The sequence below is a fragment of the Halocynthiibacter sp. C4 genome (assembly GCF_028823805.1).
GTDB lineage: Bacteria > Pseudomonadota > Alphaproteobacteria > Rhodobacterales > Rhodobacteraceae > Falsihalocynthiibacter > Falsihalocynthiibacter halioticoli.
Map to the genome: position 1 here is coordinate 477,419 of NZ_JAPEIE010000001.1, position 15,563 is coordinate 492,981.

14 protein-coding genes are annotated in these 15,563 nt (G+C 54.0%); 9 read left to right on the top strand and 5 right to left on the bottom strand.

Annotated features, from left to right (window positions below):
* Positions 1-7: 7 nt before the first annotated feature.
* Complete coding sequence (locus OU789_RS02365; RefSeq protein WP_263954058.1) at positions 8-325, bottom strand: hypothetical protein; 318 nt, start codon at positions 323-325, stop codon at positions 8-10.
* Positions 326-590: 265 nt separating this feature from the next.
* On the opposite strand from OU789_RS02365, the gene lepA reads away from it, so the two are divergent.
* The gene (gene lepA / locus OU789_RS02370) at positions 591-2,390 is read left to right on the top strand and encodes a translation elongation factor 4 (protein ID WP_274652937.1); all 1,800 of its coding nucleotides are present in this window, start codon (positions 591-593) and stop codon (positions 2,388-2,390) included.
* An 81-nt stretch (positions 2,391-2,471) separates the two neighbouring features.
* The gene (locus OU789_RS02375) at positions 2,472-3,029 is read left to right on the top strand and encodes a PhnA domain-containing protein (RefSeq protein WP_274652939.1); all 558 of its coding nucleotides are present in this window, start codon (positions 2,472-2,474) and stop codon (positions 3,027-3,029) included.
* A 7-nt stretch (positions 3,030-3,036) separates the two neighbouring features.
* Here the strand turns inward: OU789_RS02375 and OU789_RS02380 are convergent, their stop codons facing one another.
* Positions 3,037-3,792 (bottom strand): alpha/beta fold hydrolase, encoded by a 756-nt coding sequence (locus OU789_RS02380; protein WP_274652941.1) that lies wholly within the window; start codon positions 3,790-3,792, stop codon positions 3,037-3,039.
* 86 nt (positions 3,793-3,878) lie between these two features.
* Between OU789_RS02380 and OU789_RS02385 the strand changes: the two genes are divergently transcribed.
* The gene (locus OU789_RS02385; RefSeq protein WP_274652943.1) at positions 3,879-4,250 is read left to right on the top strand and encodes a hypothetical protein; all 372 of its coding nucleotides are present in this window, start codon (positions 3,879-3,881) and stop codon (positions 4,248-4,250) included.
* A gap of 51 nt (positions 4,251-4,301) precedes the next feature.
* Here the strand turns inward: OU789_RS02385 and glyA are convergent, their stop codons facing one another.
* A complete protein-coding gene (gene glyA / locus OU789_RS02390; RefSeq protein WP_274652945.1) occupies positions 4,302-5,597 on the bottom strand; it encodes a serine hydroxymethyltransferase in 1,296 nt (431 codons plus the stop codon).
* A 192-nt stretch (positions 5,598-5,789) separates the two neighbouring features.
* On the opposite strand from glyA, the gene OU789_RS02395 reads away from it, so the two are divergent.
* The gene (locus OU789_RS02395; RefSeq protein ID WP_263954052.1) at positions 5,790-6,551 is read left to right on the top strand and encodes an NAD kinase; all 762 of its coding nucleotides are present in this window, start codon (positions 5,790-5,792) and stop codon (positions 6,549-6,551) included.
* Positions 6,552-6,592: 41 nt separating this feature from the next.
* Here the strand turns inward: OU789_RS02395 and prpE are convergent, their stop codons facing one another.
* Positions 6,593-8,488 carry a propionate-CoA ligase PrpE gene (gene prpE, locus OU789_RS02400; RefSeq protein ID WP_274652948.1) on the bottom strand — a complete coding sequence of 632 codons (1,896 nt, stop codon included), beginning with the start codon at positions 8,486-8,488 and terminating at the stop codon, positions 6,593-6,595.
* A 96-nt stretch (positions 8,489-8,584) separates the two neighbouring features.
* Positions 8,585-10,885, bottom strand: coding sequence for an NADP-dependent malic enzyme (locus tag OU789_RS02405; RefSeq protein ID WP_274652950.1), 2,301 nt, complete (start codon positions 10,883-10,885; stop codon positions 8,585-8,587).
* 173 nt (positions 10,886-11,058) lie between these two features.
* Between OU789_RS02405 and OU789_RS02410 the strand changes: the two genes are divergently transcribed.
* From OU789_RS02410 to upp, 5 genes are read left to right on the top strand one after another with little or no spacing between them, the layout of a single operon-like run.
* Complete coding sequence (locus OU789_RS02410; RefSeq protein ID WP_274652952.1) at positions 11,059-11,451, top strand: cytidine deaminase; 393 nt, start codon at positions 11,059-11,061, stop codon at positions 11,449-11,451.
* Entirely contained in the window at positions 11,451-12,755 is a 1,305-nt protein-coding gene (locus tag OU789_RS02415; RefSeq protein WP_274652954.1) for a thymidine phosphorylase, read from the top strand. Before OU789_RS02410 ends, OU789_RS02415 begins: the two co-directional genes overlap by 1 nt.
* Positions 12,755-13,948, top strand: coding sequence for a phosphopentomutase (locus OU789_RS02420; protein WP_274652956.1), 1,194 nt, complete (start codon positions 12,755-12,757; stop codon positions 13,946-13,948). The genes OU789_RS02415 and OU789_RS02420 overlap by 1 nt, the downstream gene beginning before the upstream one ends.
* Positions 13,945-14,931: an adenosine deaminase gene (locus OU789_RS02425; protein ID WP_274652958.1), complete on the top strand. Its 987-nt coding sequence runs from the start codon at positions 13,945-13,947 to the stop codon at positions 14,929-14,931. Before OU789_RS02420 ends, OU789_RS02425 begins: the two co-directional genes overlap by 4 nt.
* Entirely contained in the window at positions 14,928-15,560 is a 633-nt protein-coding gene (upp, locus tag OU789_RS02430; protein WP_263954044.1) for a uracil phosphoribosyltransferase, read from the top strand. Before OU789_RS02425 ends, upp begins: the two co-directional genes overlap by 4 nt.
* The last annotated feature ends 3 nt before the right edge of the window (positions 15,561-15,563 follow it).

Sequence of the window (15,563 nt, forward strand, 5' to 3'; positions counted from 1 at the left end):
TTGCGTTTTAGCTAGAGCAGAATGTTTCTGCTGTTTGGCCAAACTCTTTGTAACGAAGCCAGAAGCGTTCATCACTTGCCTTGCTGGATTGGCGAATAACTTGTGCTTGATGCGGATCTTTAAAGAACTTCGCTGCTTTGCGTTGGTCGCTGCGCGTCAGGATCATATCTGCTGCATCTTGAATGCACCCGCAAAGCGCACGGTTTGCGGCTTTGCGACCCGAGCTGTTGCAGGCGTTTTCGATCGCGCTTGCATTAAGAGGTTGAGGGGCTGTTAGAGAAAGGCTGGCCGCCATCGCCAGCATAAGGATGCCTGTCGTTTTCATATGTCTACCTATTCTACCGATGTTCGCACGCGCTCTTTGCGAGTCTCTGTGCGAATTGCCTGAGCGGAGAATGACTCAAATCAGGGAAAAAATCAATTTGTTGATAAAAATTCCTCTTTTCCTGATGCGAAAAGGCAATTCAAATACACCCCGAGCGCCACTGGCGATGGGTTGCGCCATTTTTATTGCAAAAACCCGCAATTGAGACGATGCCAAGCGTCAACCCCGCTTGACCAGCACGCGAATCCACCTCATATCCAATTCCATGACAGATCTCGCCAAAATTCGTAACTTCTCCATCGTGGCGCATATTGACCACGGTAAATCCACGCTCGCTGACCGTCTCATCCAAGAGACCGGCACCGTTGAGACGCGGGAGATGAAAGATCAATTGCTCGACTCGATGGATATCGAGCGAGAGCGCGGTATTACGATCAAGGCCAACACGGTGCGTATTGATTACCTTGCCGATGATGGCGAGCAGTATGTGCTGAACCTGATCGACACGCCGGGCCACGTCGACTTTGCCTATGAGGTGAGTCGCAGTATGCGTGCGGTCGAGGGAAGCTTGCTTGTCGTGGACTCCTCGCAAGGCGTAGAGGCCCAGACGCTGGCAAACGTTTACCACGCGATTGAGGCGAACCACGAGATCGTGCCCGTTCTCAACAAGATTGATTTGCCTGCATCGGATTGCGATCGCGTCGCAGAGCAGATCGAGGACGTGATCGGAATTGACGCCACCGGTGCAATTCAAGTGTCGGCCAAAACAGGGCAGGGCATCCACGAAACGCTTGAAGCGATTGTGAAGGAGCTTCCCGCGCCCGAAGGCAATCGTGATGCGCCGCTCAAGGCAATGCTTGTTGACAGCTGGTATGACGCCTACCTCGGTGTGATTGTTCTTGTGCGTGTGATTGACGGAGTTCTTCGCAAGGGTGACCGCATTAAGATGATGCAGAACGGTTCTGTTCATCCGGTTGATCGTATTGGCGTGTTTAAGCCAGAGATGACCATGATTGATGAGCTTGGGCCGGGCGAGATCGGCTTTCTGACAGCGTCGATCAAACAAGTGCGAGACACCCGTGTTGGTGACACGATCACTCACGAGAAGAAAGGTTGCGCGGAGCCACTGCCGGGCTTCAAACCAGCACAGCCAGTTGTGTTCTGTGGGCTCTTCCCCGTTGATAATGCCGAGTTCGAAGACCTGCGCGATTCAATTGAGAAGCTCGCTCTGAACGACGCCAGCTTCTCTTACGAAATGGAAACCTCGGCAGCGCTTGGTTTTGGCTTTCGCTGTGGCTTCCTCGGGCTGTTGCACCTTGAGGTGATCCGCGATCGGATTGAGCGTGAATACAACATCGAGCTGATCACAACTGCGCCGTCGGTGATTTATCATGTGCATATGCGTGACGGCACAATGCTGGAGCTTCACAACCCCGCTGACATGCCTGATCTGACCCATGTGGACCACATCGAAGAGCCGCGGATTAAAGCGACAATCCTTGTGCCGGATGAATACCTCGGTGACGTGCTTAAGCTTTGCCAAGACCGCCGCGGCATCCAGCTTGACCTGACTTATGCGGGTTCGCGGGCGATGGTGGTTTATGATTTGCCGCTCAACGAGGTCGTCTTTGACTTTTATGATCGCCTTAAGTCGGTGACTAAGGGCTATGCCTCGTTTGACTATCAACTTACTGGTTATCGCGAGGATTTCTTGGTCAAAATGACCGTTCTCGTGAACGAAGACCCTGTCGACGCGCTTTCGACTATGGTGCACCGTGACCGCGCAGAGCAACGCGGGCGCGCGCTCGTTGAAAAGCTCAAGGAGCTTATTCCGCGTCATATGTTCAAGATTCCAATTCAGGCAGCTATTGGTGGCCGTGTGGTGGCGCGCGAAACGCTTTCGGCCATGCGCAAAGACGTAACTGCCAAATGTTACGGCGGCGATGTTTCTCGTAAGAAAAAACTCTTGGAGAAACAAAAGGCCGGTAAGAAAAAGATGCGCCAATTCGGCAAGGTGGAAATCCCACAGCAGGCCTTTATCAACGCGCTCAAGATGGACGACTAGGCGCGACCATCTGCGCGGGTTGGCATCGTTTCGGTGCGGGAGTAGACTTCGTGTATGCGAAGCTCAACATAAAGGTCCGCCATGCCTCTTTCCGCACTGTCCGCCCGCTCAAACGATCAATGCGAGCTTTGCGGCTCAAGCGACCATCTTGCGCAATATGATGTCGGGCCAAACGCCGACAATACGGTGCATATGTCTGCGTTTCTTTGCCAGAAGTGCATCGAGCAGATCGATGGCGAGCTTGATCCACACCATTGGCGCTGTCTCACATCTTCCATGTGGAGTGAACATGCGCCCGTAAAGGTTTTGGTCTGGCGTTTACTTGATCGTCTGAAAGACGAGGCATGGGCCCATGATCTATTTGATATGCTCTATCTTGAAGCGGATGAACTGGAGTGGGCCAAGGCCGGCGCCGCAGTGCCCAAACTCGAGCACAAAGACGCAAACGGAACTGTTCTGGTTGCTGGCGATGCTGTGACGCTTGTGAAGGACCTGCCAGTAAAAGGTGCGGGCTTTACCGCGAAGCGCGGGACTGCTGTTCGTAACATTTCCCTCGTCGAAGACAACGCGGGCCAGATTGAAGGCCGTGTAGAAGGGCAGAGGATCGTGATCTTAACAGAGTTCGTTAAGAAACGATGAAACGCATTTAATTGAAGAATGTCTGTAGTGCGGCTTCAAATTCACGCGGTTTTTCTGCATGAAGCCAATGGGCCGCTCCTGGAATTTTCGCAAATTTTGCATTCGGGAACAGCGATTTAATTTTTGGGCGATGCTCTGGCTGAACATAATCAGAGTTCGCGCCCGAGAGGAAAAGAGTCGGCTTGTCATACTGACCTGTCACATCGGGAAAGCCGACAATCTTTTCCATTTCGGCCTCCAGAACATCCAAATTCAAACGCCAGCGCTTTTCCTTTACATCGAGAGACTGAAGCAGGAACGCTCGAACACCCGCATCCTCGATTTGCGATACAAGCTGCCTATCGGCTTCGCTACGCCGCTCAATGGCTGACAAGTCGAGCGACTTCATTGCGTGAACCAGCGGTGTTTGCGTGTGTGAATAGCCAACTGGCGCGATGTCAGCGACAAGTAAGCGATTGACCAAATCAGGCTGCTGCAATGCCAGAACCATCGCGGCTTTCCCGCCCATGGAGTGACCGACGACGTCGACATTGCCTTGAATGCTTTGCAACACTTCCGCGAGGTCATCCGCCATATCTGCATAGCTTTGGGTTTCCGCGCGTGGGCTTTCTCCGTGATTGCGCATATCAACCGTATAAACCATACGTGTAGCCGACATGCGCTTTGCTACAACATTCCAGTTACGAGCAGAGCCAAACAAGCCATGAACAATTAGCAACGACGGGAGGTTCGTCTGAGAACCTTGGGAAACAACTCTAAGCATGTTGCTCATGTAACCTGTATAGAGTTTGTGTTCCACCCGCTTGAGCCGAATCTGTTTGCGACGTATCTTGGCGCGCGGAGTATTTTATGAAAATCGTTTCAGTAGATAGCTATGCCGACGACGTCGCGGCACTGCTTACCAAACAGTTTTCTGTTAAGGGTAAGTCACTTGAGAAAAGGATTAAGCGTAGCGGGCGGTTGCTTCCGGGCTATGTCCGCAAGGACGCGCAGTACATCGCTGAATCCCAGAAGCTCTCACAGCATCCGAAACTTGCGCGCATGCTTGATGAGAAGAAGCTGGCAAAGTCCCACAAGACCTGCGTGAGCTATCTTAAATCGGTCGATCCGAACGAGCGCCGCAAAGGGCTGTTCATGTCGATCTTGGGTAGTGTTGCCTTTGCTATCTTTGTGAGTGGCGCGCTTTTTATCGCGTTTCTTGTCTGGCGCGATCTGGTTTAGCAACGAAAAAGGGGCCCGCAACGCGGAGCCCCATGAAACTTTGTCCTAAACTTAAAGATTCGGATAGATCGGGAACTTGGCACAGAGGTCAGCGACCTTTGCCTTGACTGTTTCCTCAACTTCCGCGTTGCCTTCAGGGCCATTGGTTGCAAGACCGTCAACGACCTCAACAATCATATCGGCAATTTGGCGGAACTCTTCTTCGCCAAATCCACGTGTGGTGCCCGCAGGGGTACCAAGGCGGATACCGGATGTCACAAACGGCTTTTCGGGGTCAAACGGAATACCGTTTTTGTTCGTCGTGATGTTTGCGCGTCCGAGCGCTTTTTCAGTCGCGTTGCCCTTCACGCCTTTGGGGCGCAAATCAACGAGCATCACGTGTGTGTCCGTACCGCCAGTTACGATATCAAGGCCACCTTTCATCAGCTGATCAGCCAGAGCCACTGCATTGGCTCGAACCTGCTTTTGATAGGCTTTGAACTCTGGACGCAGTGCTTCGCCAAATGCAACGGCCTTGCCGGCGATCACATGCATGAGCGGGCCGCCCTGAATACCAGGGAAGATCGCAGAGTTGACCTTTTTGGCGATATCTTCGTTGTTGGTGAGGATCATGCCGCCGCGCGGTCCGCGCAGAGTTTTGTGGGTTGTTGTTGTCACAACATCGGCGTGCGGGAAGGGCGATGGGTGTTCACCAGCGGCAACAAGACCAGCAAAATGCGCCATATCGACCATGAGGTAAGCGCCCACGGAATCGGCGATTTCACGGAACTTCGCAAAGTCGATCTGACGAGGGATTGCAGAACCGCCGGCAATGATCAGCTTGGGCTTATGCTCGTTTGCAAGCTCTTGGATTGCGTCATAGTCGATCTGGCTGTCTTGTTTGCGCACCCCGTATTGAACGGCGTTGAACCATTTGCCCGATTGGTTTGGCGCCGCACCGTGGGTGAGGTGGCCACCGGATGCGAGGTTCATGCCAAGAATTGTGTCGCCCGGTTTGATGAGCGCGTTAAAGGCACCTTGGTTCGCTTGTGAGCCGGAGTTGGGCTGAACGTTTGCGAACTCACAGCCAAAAAGCTCTTTCGCACGGGAAATCGCGAGATCTTCGGCAATATCCACATACTGACAGCCACCATAGTAGCGCTTGCCCGGATATCCTTCGGCGTATTTGTTGGTCAGCACAGTGCCCTGCGCTTCCATAACGGCGGCGGAAACGATGTTCTCGCTGGCGATCAGCTCGATCTCGTCTCGTTGGCGTCCGAGCTCTTGCCGTGTAACGGCAAAAATTTCCGGATCACGGCTTTCAAGGCTTTCTGTGAAAAAGCCGTTATCGCTTGTGGTGGCGGTCATCGGGGTCTCCCTGTCGCGAAAAATGATGTGGCCTTTTACCCAAAGCGTGCCGTTCGCAAAAGCCCGATTTGATTGCATTCCATGACTTTTTGCGCATGGATCATGAAATTCCGTTATGGTTTATTTCCAATCGGGCCTTGTGTTTCCGATTGGCTCGGGCAAACTGTTGGAAAGGCAAGGATAAGGCAGGCTATGACCGCGCGGTTTCACTTCAGGGCAAGCAATAGCGAGATTGCGCAATTTGCGCTGAAACGGCTTGAGGATTTGCACGGAAATGCCGAAGCCGATTTGGCCGAGGTGATTGTCGCGCTCGGTGGGGACGGCTTTATGCTGCAAACGCTCCACGGAACGCAGCATCTTGATACCCCCGTCTACGGCATGAATTGCGGCACTATCGGTTTCCTGATGAACGAATTTTCGGAAGAGGAACTTGAAGAGCGGCTCGACGCGGCAGAAGAAGAAATCCTCAACCCGCTCGCCATGCACGCCGTTAGCGCGGACGGCAGCACCCATGATGAGCTTGCCATTAACGAGGTCTCTCTGCTTCGTGCGGGGCCGCAAGCCGCGAAGCTACAGATCACAGTGGATGATAAAGTCCGGATGCCAGAGCTTTTTTGCGACGGCGCGCTTCTGTCTACGCCAGCAGGTTCAACAGCTTATAACTATTCTGCGCATGGGCCGATCTTGCCGATTGGCGCGGATGTACTCGCGCTTACGGCGATGTCTGCGTTCCGACCACGGCGCTGGCGCGGGGCGCTGCTGCCGAAAATGGCCAAAGTTCGCTTTGATGTGCTGGAGCCGGAAAAACGCCCTGTAATGGTTGCCGCAGATAGCCGTTCGGAAAAGAATGTTCTGTCTGTTGAAATTCGAAGCGAGCCAAGCATCGCGCACCGGATATTGTTTGATCCAGGGCATGGGTTGGAAGAGCGCCTAATCCGAGAACAATTCGTTTAGGGCGCGTTGGAAGGCAGCAACTACTGCCTTCCTGAATACGCTTAGGCTGCTGAAGGAAACCCGATTTCGCCAAGAGCTTCTCGGATTTCATCAAGGATAGCAGGGTCATCAATCGTCGCGGGCGCTTTGAAATCCTCGCCGTCCGCGATTTTGACCATTGTGCCACGCAGGATTTTGCCTGACCGCGTTTTGGGGAGCCGATCTACAACAAGAACCAGTTTGAAGGCTGCAACGGGGCCGATCTTTTCGCGCACCAGTTTGACGATTTCGGCCTTGATCTCGTCATGAGGCCGCTCAAGCCCTGCGTTAAGACAGACAAACCCGAGCGGAACTTGCCCCTTGAGCGAGTCTTTCGGCCCGATCACCGCGCATTCTGCAACATCGGGGTGACTTGCCAAAACCTCTTCCATAGCGCCCGTTGAAAGCCGATGGCCCGCCACATTGATCACGTCATCGGTGCGCGCCATGATGTAGACATATCCGTCCTCATCGATGTAACCCGCATCGCCTGTTTCGTAGTAACCAGGGAAGTGCGAGAGATAGCTTTTGACAAATCGCTCCTCGGCATTCCAGAGGTTGGGAAGTGTGCCTGGCGGTAAGGGTAGTTTGATCGCAATTGCGCCGAGCTCTCCGGCGGGAAGTGGATGTCCGCCTTCATCTAGTGCTTCGACTTGATAACCGGGTAGGGCAACGGAGGGCGAACCGAGCTTGACGGGCAGTTCCTCAATGCCAAGCGGGTTTGCAGCAATGGCCCAGCCCGTTTCAGTTTGCCACCAGTGGTCGATCACCGGAACGTTAAGCTTTTCTTGCGCCCAAACAATCGTGTCTGGGTCTGCGCGCTCTCCCGCGAGATACACCGCCTTGAGCGAAGACATATCGTATTTCTTGACAAAATCTCCGTTAGGATCCTCGCGTTTTACAGCGCGAAACGCCGTAGGCGCCGTAAAGAAGCTCTTTACATTATGTTCCGAAATCACGCGCCAGAATGTGCCGGCATCGGGTGTGCCGATGGGCTTTCCTTCAAACACAATAGAGGTATTGCCGTGGATTAATGGCCCATAGCAAATATAGCTGTGCCCAACGACCCAGCCAACATCAGATGCCGCCCAAAAGACCTCGCCGGGATCGACGTTATAGACGTTCTTCATGCTCCAATTCAGCGCAACGAGATGCCCGCCAGTAGAGCGGATTACGCCTTTTGGTGCGCCTGTGGTGCCTGATGTATATAGGATATACGCGGGGTGATCGCCCGATACCGGAACGCATTCAGCAGGCTCAACACCGTATTGAAATCCGTGCCAGTTAAAATCGCGCCCTTCAACAAGCTCGGCAACCTCTTGTTCCCGCTGAAAGATAACGCAGAAGTCGGGCTTGTGCGTAGCGAGGTCAATTGCGCCATCAAGCAGCGGTTTGTAATGCACAACACGTCCGGGTTCCAATCCACACGAAGCTGCAATAATCGCTTTTGGCTTTGCGTCGTCAATCCGCACTGCGAGTTCATTTGAGGCGAAGCCGCCGAAAACAACCGAGTGAACGGCTCCAAGCCGCGCACAGGCGAGCATGGCCTCTATTGCTTCAGGGATCATCGGCATATAGATGACAACACGGTCACCTTTCTCAACGCCTTTGGCCCGTAGCGCGCCAGCAAGATTGGCAACGCGATTGCGAAGCTCGACATAGCTGATTTCGCGTTTTGTGTGGGTTATCGGGCTGTCATAGATCAGTGCGGTCTGCTCGCCGCGGCCATTTTCGACGTGCCGATCAACGGCATTGTAGCACGCGTTGACCTGTCCGTCTTTAAACCATTCGTAAAGAGGCGCGCGTTCGTCAAACAGCGCCTTTGATGGGGGGGTGACCCAATCAATACCCTGTGCGGCGTCCATCCAGAATTTTTCGGGGTCTTGTTTCCACGCGTCATAAACCTGGGAATAACCCATGGTTCGTCCTCCTCAGAATCGCGCTCTCGTGAGGTAAGTCATAGCGGGGCAAGAGAATTGCGGCAAGAGGCACGCCTGCGCCCGATTGCCGCCCTACTAGCCGTAGTATTCAACAGGCGTCCCGGCGATCGCGCTCATGTTCAGAAGGCCTCGTGCTGTAATGGAAGGCGTGACGATATGCGCGCGGTTGCCCATACCCATCAAGATAGGCCCAACTTCTAGGCCATTTGCTTTCATTTTCAATACGTTGCGAACGCCAGAGGCCGCGTCGGTATTGGCAAACACGAGGATATTCGCGGCGCCTTCAAGGCGGCAATCCGGGAAGATACGCGAGCGAAGTTCAGGATCGAGAGCGGAATCGATGTGCATTTCGCCTTCGTAGATGAAATCACGTGGCTCGCTGTCGAGTATCTCAAGTGCAGCGCGGGAACGGCGCCCTGTATCGCAATCAAGGTTGCCGAACTGCGAGTAGCTACAAATCGCAATTCGTGGCTCAACACCAAAGCGGCGCACGTGGCGGGCCGCTCCAACAACACTCTCGGCTATTTGTGCTGGAGTGGGTTCGGGGTGAACGTGGGTGTCGGCAATAAATAGCGGTCCGTCCTCAAGTATCATCATCGAGAGTGCACCAACAGGGTGCAGCCCTGCGCGGCCATCTTCGCGTGGCCCTGTCCCAAGGATGTTTTGGACATAGTTCAGATGCCATAGGTACTGGCCAAAAGTGCCGCAAATCAGGCTGTCTGCATCCCCGCGTGCAACGGCCACAGCAGCAATCGCTGTGGTGTTCGTACGCATGATTGCTTTGGCAAGATCTGGTGAAACACCTTTTCGGGCCATCAACTGGTGATACGTACCCCAATAGTCCCGATAGCGCGGGTCGTTTTCTGGGTTTACCAGATCGAAATCGCGGCCTGGTCGAATAGAGAGACCGGCGCGTTCGCACCGCATTTCGATAACTTCGGGGCGTCCGATCAGGATCGGTTTGTCCGTTGTTTCTTCAAGCATTGCGCTAGCGGTGCGCAAAACGCGTTCGTCTTCTCCCTCGGCAAATACAATCTTGCGCTCGGCGGTTGCCGCAGCTTCGAAAACCGGGCGCATGATGAGCGCCGATTTAAAGACCGAACCATCAAGATTTGCCTTATACGCCTTGAGGTCTTCGATTGGGCGCTTGGCAACGCCACTTTTCATTGCAGCTTTTACAACTGCGCTGGCAACAACACCCATAAGGCGCGGATCGAACGGTTTAGGGATGAGATAGTCTGCGCCAAATGTCATTTGCTCGCCTTTATAGGCGGCAGCGGCTTCTGCGCTCGTGGTTGCACGGGCTAGGGCGGCGATCCCTTCGATACAGGCAAGCTGCATCTCGTCGTTGATCTCTGTTGCGCCAGCATCTAGCGCGCCTCGGAAGATAAACGGGAAACAGAGAACATTGTTCACCTGATTAGGGTAGTCGCTGCGACCGGTGGCGATAATCGCATCGGGAGCCACTTCTCGGACCAATTCCGGCAGGATTTCTGGTGTCGGGTTCGCAAGGGCGAAGATGATTGGCTTTTCCGCCATCTTGGAAACCATTTCGGGCTTCAGAACGCCTGGCCCTGACAAGCCAAGGAACAAGTCTGCGCCATCGATGACATCATCAAGAGTTCGCAAATCGCTGTCTTGGGCGAATTCCGCTTTCTGCGGAGTCATTTCGCTCTCGCGGCCCTTGTAGACGAGGCCGTCGATATCACAGAGCCAAACGTTTTCGCGTTTGATGCCAAGCTTGAGAAGCATGTTCAAACACGCGATCCCCGCCGCTCCGCCACCGGTCGAGACAACTTTGATGTCTTCGAATTTTTTGCCAGCCACACGAAGCGCGTTTGTTGCGGCGGCCCCCACAACAATCGCTGTTCCGTGCTGATCATCGTGGAACACAGGGATATTCATCCGTTCGCGACAGATTTTCTCCACGATAAAGCAGTCTGGCGCTTTGATGTCCTCAAGATTGATCGCTCCGAACGTCGGGCCAAGTGCGCAAACGATATCTGCAAGCTTTTCTGGGTCTGTTTCATCAACTTCGATGTCAAAGCAGTCGATATTGGCGAATTTCTTGAAAAGAACCGCTTTGCCTTCCATCACAGGTTTGGAGGCCAACGCGCCGATGTTGCCAAGTCCAAGAACAGCAGAACCATTGCTGACCACCGCCACGAGATTGCCGCGTGAAGTGTATCGACTGGCTGTCGAGGCATCGGCTTTGATCTCTAAGCAGGCTTCGGCAACACCGGGGCTATAGGCGCGCGAAAGGTCACGTCCGTTAGCGAGAGGCTTGGTTGCGCGCACTTCAAGTTTCCCCGGTTTGGGGTACTCGTGGTAGTATAGCGCAGCTTGGCGGTTCGAGTCGTTTACTGTGTCATTCATGGTGGGCCTCCATGTATAGTTTAGCGTTAAACTATTTCGCGACATGCCTAACGCATTGCCTTGCGTTGCGTCAATACGGGCTATCAAGAAACACTTTATTGCCGATTGGTAACACTTGCATCATTCAGCAGGGCAAGGCAAAGTTGACCGATAGGTAAAAAATGGGGGCTCATATGTCTTTGCTAGATGCCGCAACCGAAATCCGAGAGCGCGCATATGCGCCCTATTCAAATTTCAAAGTAGGAGCCGCGATCCGAGCAACCTCTGGCAATGTGTATCAGGGCTGCAATGTCGAGAACGTCGCTTATCCTGAGGGAACTTGCGCAGAGGCGGGCGCTATCGCAGCGATGATTGCTGCGGGTGATAGTGAAATCGAAGAGGTCGTCGTGATCGCGGATTCGCCTTTGCCCGTTAGCCCGTGTGGCGGGTGCCGGCAAAAATTGTCTGAGTTTGGCAAAGGCGACGTCAAGGTCACGATGACAACGCTCGAAGGAAACGCTCAAACTATGACGCTGGCAGAGCTGTTGCCCGGTGTGTTCACGCAGGCGCACATGGATAACGCCTGATGGATGCGCGCGCCGTCATTGCGGAGTTGCGGCAGGGGGAAACGCCTTCACGCGAAGACCTGCGCGACTTTGCCAATGGGCTTGCTAGCGGAGATATTTCTGACGCGCAGGCAGGTGCATTCGCGATGGCGGTTTGTCTCAATGGACTTGGCGAAGAAGGGCGGGTTGCGCTCACCGAAGCTATGCGCGACAGCGGCGAAATACTGAATTGGGATGTGCCCGGCCCGGTAGTGGATAAGCATTCAACCGGTGGCGTTGGTGATTGTGTCTCATTACTGCTCGCTCCGGCATTGGCCTCTTGTGGTGTCTATGTTCCGATGATTTCAGGCCGTGGCCTTGGCCATACAGGGGGCACATTGGATAAGCTTGAGGCAATCCCGGGTGTGTCCACAGAGGTTGGAAAACAAGAGTTTCGCGAGATTGTCGAGGATATCGGCTTTGCCATTGTAAGTGCGAGCGCTGATATCGCACCCGCAGACAAACGCCTCTATGCGGTGCGGGATGTAACGGCAACTGTGGAAAGCGTTGATCTCATAACTGCTTCGATCCTTTCCAAGAAACTTGCAAGCGGCCTCGAGGCGTTGGTTCTTGATATCAAATGTGGCTCTGGCGCATTTATGGAAACGGTCGAAGACGCCCGAGCGCTTGCGCAATCCTTGGTGAATACGGGTAATGGTGCGGGCTGCAAGACTGCGGGCCTCATAACCGATATGAATCAACCTTTGGCAAGCAGTCTCGGCAACGCGCTTGAAATCATGGAGATCATGAAAGCCCTAACGGAGCCACACCAAACACCGCTCCAAGACCTTACTGTTGAATTGGGCGGAACGCTTCTCGCTTTGAGTGGGCAGGCCGGCACAGAGGCGAAGGGTCAAACGATGATCCGCCAATCGATTGAGGGCGGGTATGCGGCCGAAGGGTTTGGCAAAATGATTGCCCGAATGGGCGGCCCAAAAGATTTCATTGAACGCTGGCGCGATCGGCTGCCGGCGGCGCGTTTTGTCATTGATATTCCAGCGCGAGAGAATGGCCGCGTGATTGCGATTGACGGGCAAGCCTTGGGGCAGGCCGTTGTTCATCTTGGCGGTGGAAGGCTGGTTGGCGGCGCTCGGATTGATCCCTCTGTTGGTTTGTCTCATGTTATTCGCCTTGGTGCTGTGGTTCAGCAGGGTGACGTTATCGCGCGTGTTCATGCAGCCAACGAGGTTGATGCGCGGATTGCGGTAAAGTCGGTCACGGATGCAATCCAGATCGGCAGCGCTACACCAGAGCAAAGACCACTTGTAAAAGAAAGGGTGACGTGATGGCTCGTGCATTTCTGGTTGTTCTGGATTCCGTTGGATGCGGCGGCGCACCTGATGCTGCTCAGTTTGGCGACGAAGGCGCAAACACGCTGCTTCACATCGCGCAGGCTTGTGCCGAGGGTCATGCAGAGGAGGGGCGCAGCGGGCCACTGAAATTGCCAAACCTTGATGCGCTCGGTCTTGCAGATGCGATTACTTTAGCATCGGGTAAGAAAGCCCCTGGCCTTACAGGCGGAAGAGAGGGGCGCTGGGCGGCCGCAACTGAAGTCTCTATCGGGAAGGATACGCCATCGGGCCATTGGGAATTGTCTGGTTTGCCGGTGCCGTGGGATTGGCACTATTTTCCAGAGGAGAACACCTTTGGCGATGACCTTCTGAAACTGGTTTGTAAATCGGCGCAAGTTTCCGGAACACTCGGAAACTGCCATGCGTCAGGAACGGCAATCATCGAGAAGCACGGTGCAGAGCATGTCAAAACAGGGTGGCCGATTTGTTATACCTCCGCAGACAGCGTGTTTCAGATAGCCGCGCATGAAGAAAGCTTCGGGCTGCAAAAATTGCTCGACCTTTGTGAGACGCTCGCGCCAATTCTTCACGAAATGAAAGTTGGACGTGTGATTGCACGGCCTTTTGTAGGCACCGTGGCAGACGGGTTCACGCGCACAACAAATCGCAAGGACTATGCAATCCTGCCACCAGCACCCGCGCTGTGTGATTGGGTTCAAAGTGCAGGGCGTAAGGTCTATGCGGTTGGCAAGATTGGTGACATTTTCTCTATGCGTGGCATAGATGAGGTCCGCAAAGGCGCGGATGAAAAGTTGATGCAGCACCTTGCAGATTATGCCGCAAGCGCAGAGGACGGCAGCCTGATTTTTGCGAACTTCGTGGAATTTGACAGCTTGTATGGCCACCGCCGCGATGTCTCTGGGTATGCCAGAGCGCTTGAATGGTTTGACTCTGCTCTCCCAGCATTCTACGCGAACCTCAAAGAAGATGATCTTGTGATTTTCACCGCTGATCACGGCAATGACCCCACATGGCATGGAACCGATCATACGCGTGAGCGTGTTCCAGTTCTCATAAAGGGCGCTGGAACAGGTGAGATCGGGATTTGCCAATTTACGGATGTTGCCGCCACAATCGCGGCACATCTAGACGTGCCTTCGCAGGGGCCGGGAAAGAATTTGCTATGAGCATACTAGAGCTACCAAAAGTCGAGCTTCACCTTCATCTGGAGGGCGCAGCTCCCCCCACATTTATACGCGGCTTGGCACAGGAAAAAGGCGTGCCGCTTGAAGGCGTTTTTGATGACGACGGCCACTACCAATACAAGGATTTTTGGGATTTCCTGAAAGTCTATGAAGCCGCAACCGCCTGCCTGCAAACACCGCAGGATTTCGCGCGCCTTACCACCGCCGTTCTCGAGGAGTGTGCCGCGAACGGAGTCGTTTATGCCGAAACATTCCTCGCGCCGGACTTCTGCGGTGGAGGTGATGTGGCCGCGTGGAAAGAGTATCTGCATGCAATTAAGGAAGCTGCGGATGCCGCCGAGCGCGATCTTGGGGTAACTCTGCGGGGTATCGTAACCGCTGTTCGGCACTTTGGCGCCGACCAATCCCGCAAAACCGCACTCTGCGCAGCAGAGACCGCGGGCGATTGGGTTGTTGGTTTTGGCATGGGCGGAGACGAAAAATACGGAGAGCCCAAGGATTATGCCTATGCCTTTGATATGGCTCGAGAAGCCAAGTTGCAGCTCACGTCGCACGCAGGCGAATGGAATGGACCGGACGAAGTTCGCGCGTCCATCCGCGATCTTGGCATCAAGCGAGTTGGTCATGGCGTAAGAGCGATAGAGGACGCAGACCTGATCCGCGAGATAAAAGACAAGGGGGTTTCGCTTGAAGTTTGCCCTGGTTCTAACGTCGCGCTGGGCGTCTATTCATCGTGGGATAAGCATCCTATTGATCTGTTGCGAAAATCAGGTGTCAAAGTCTCTGTTTCCACCGATGATCCACCCTTCTTTCACACAACGATGAAAAATGAATATGATATGCTCAACAAAACATTCGGTTGGGACGAAAGCATATTCCGTGAATTGAACAAAAGCGCGATCTCCTCGGCGTTCTGCTCCGAAGAAACGCGAAGTGAAATCGAAAAGAAATTGGAGGCCGCATGAGCCAGCATCTCACAGTCGTCGAACACCCCCTCGTGCAACATAAGCTGACGCTCATGCGCGAAGAGAAAACCTCGACCGCAGTTTTCCGCCAGTTGCTCCGCGAAATCAGCCAGTTGCTTGCCTATGAGGTGACCAGCGGGTTGGCGATGACCACCAAAACGATCACAACGCCGATGCAAGACATGGAGGCACCAGTTCTTGACGGGAAGAAGCTGGCGCTTATTTCGATCTTGCGTGCGGGCAACGGATTGCTTGATGGGGTTCTGGAACTCATCCCATCTGCGCGTGTGGGGTTTGTTGGCCTCTATCGTGATGAAGAAACGCTCGAGCCGGTTCAGTATTATTTCAAGGTTCCGACAGAGCTTGAAGATCGACTTGTCATCGCCGTAGATCCGATGCTCGCCACTGGTAATTCCTCGGTAGCCGCGATTGATCTGCTAAAGAAAGCGGGCGCCAAAAATATCCGCTTCTTGTGTCTTCTGGCCGCGCCGGAGGGCGTGGAGCGCATGAAAGAAGCGCATCCTGATGTCCCGATTGTTACGGCGTCTCTGGACGAACGCCTGAACGATAAAGGCTATATCGTTCCTGGCTTGGGGGATGCCGGTGATCGGATGTTCGGCACTAAATAGAGC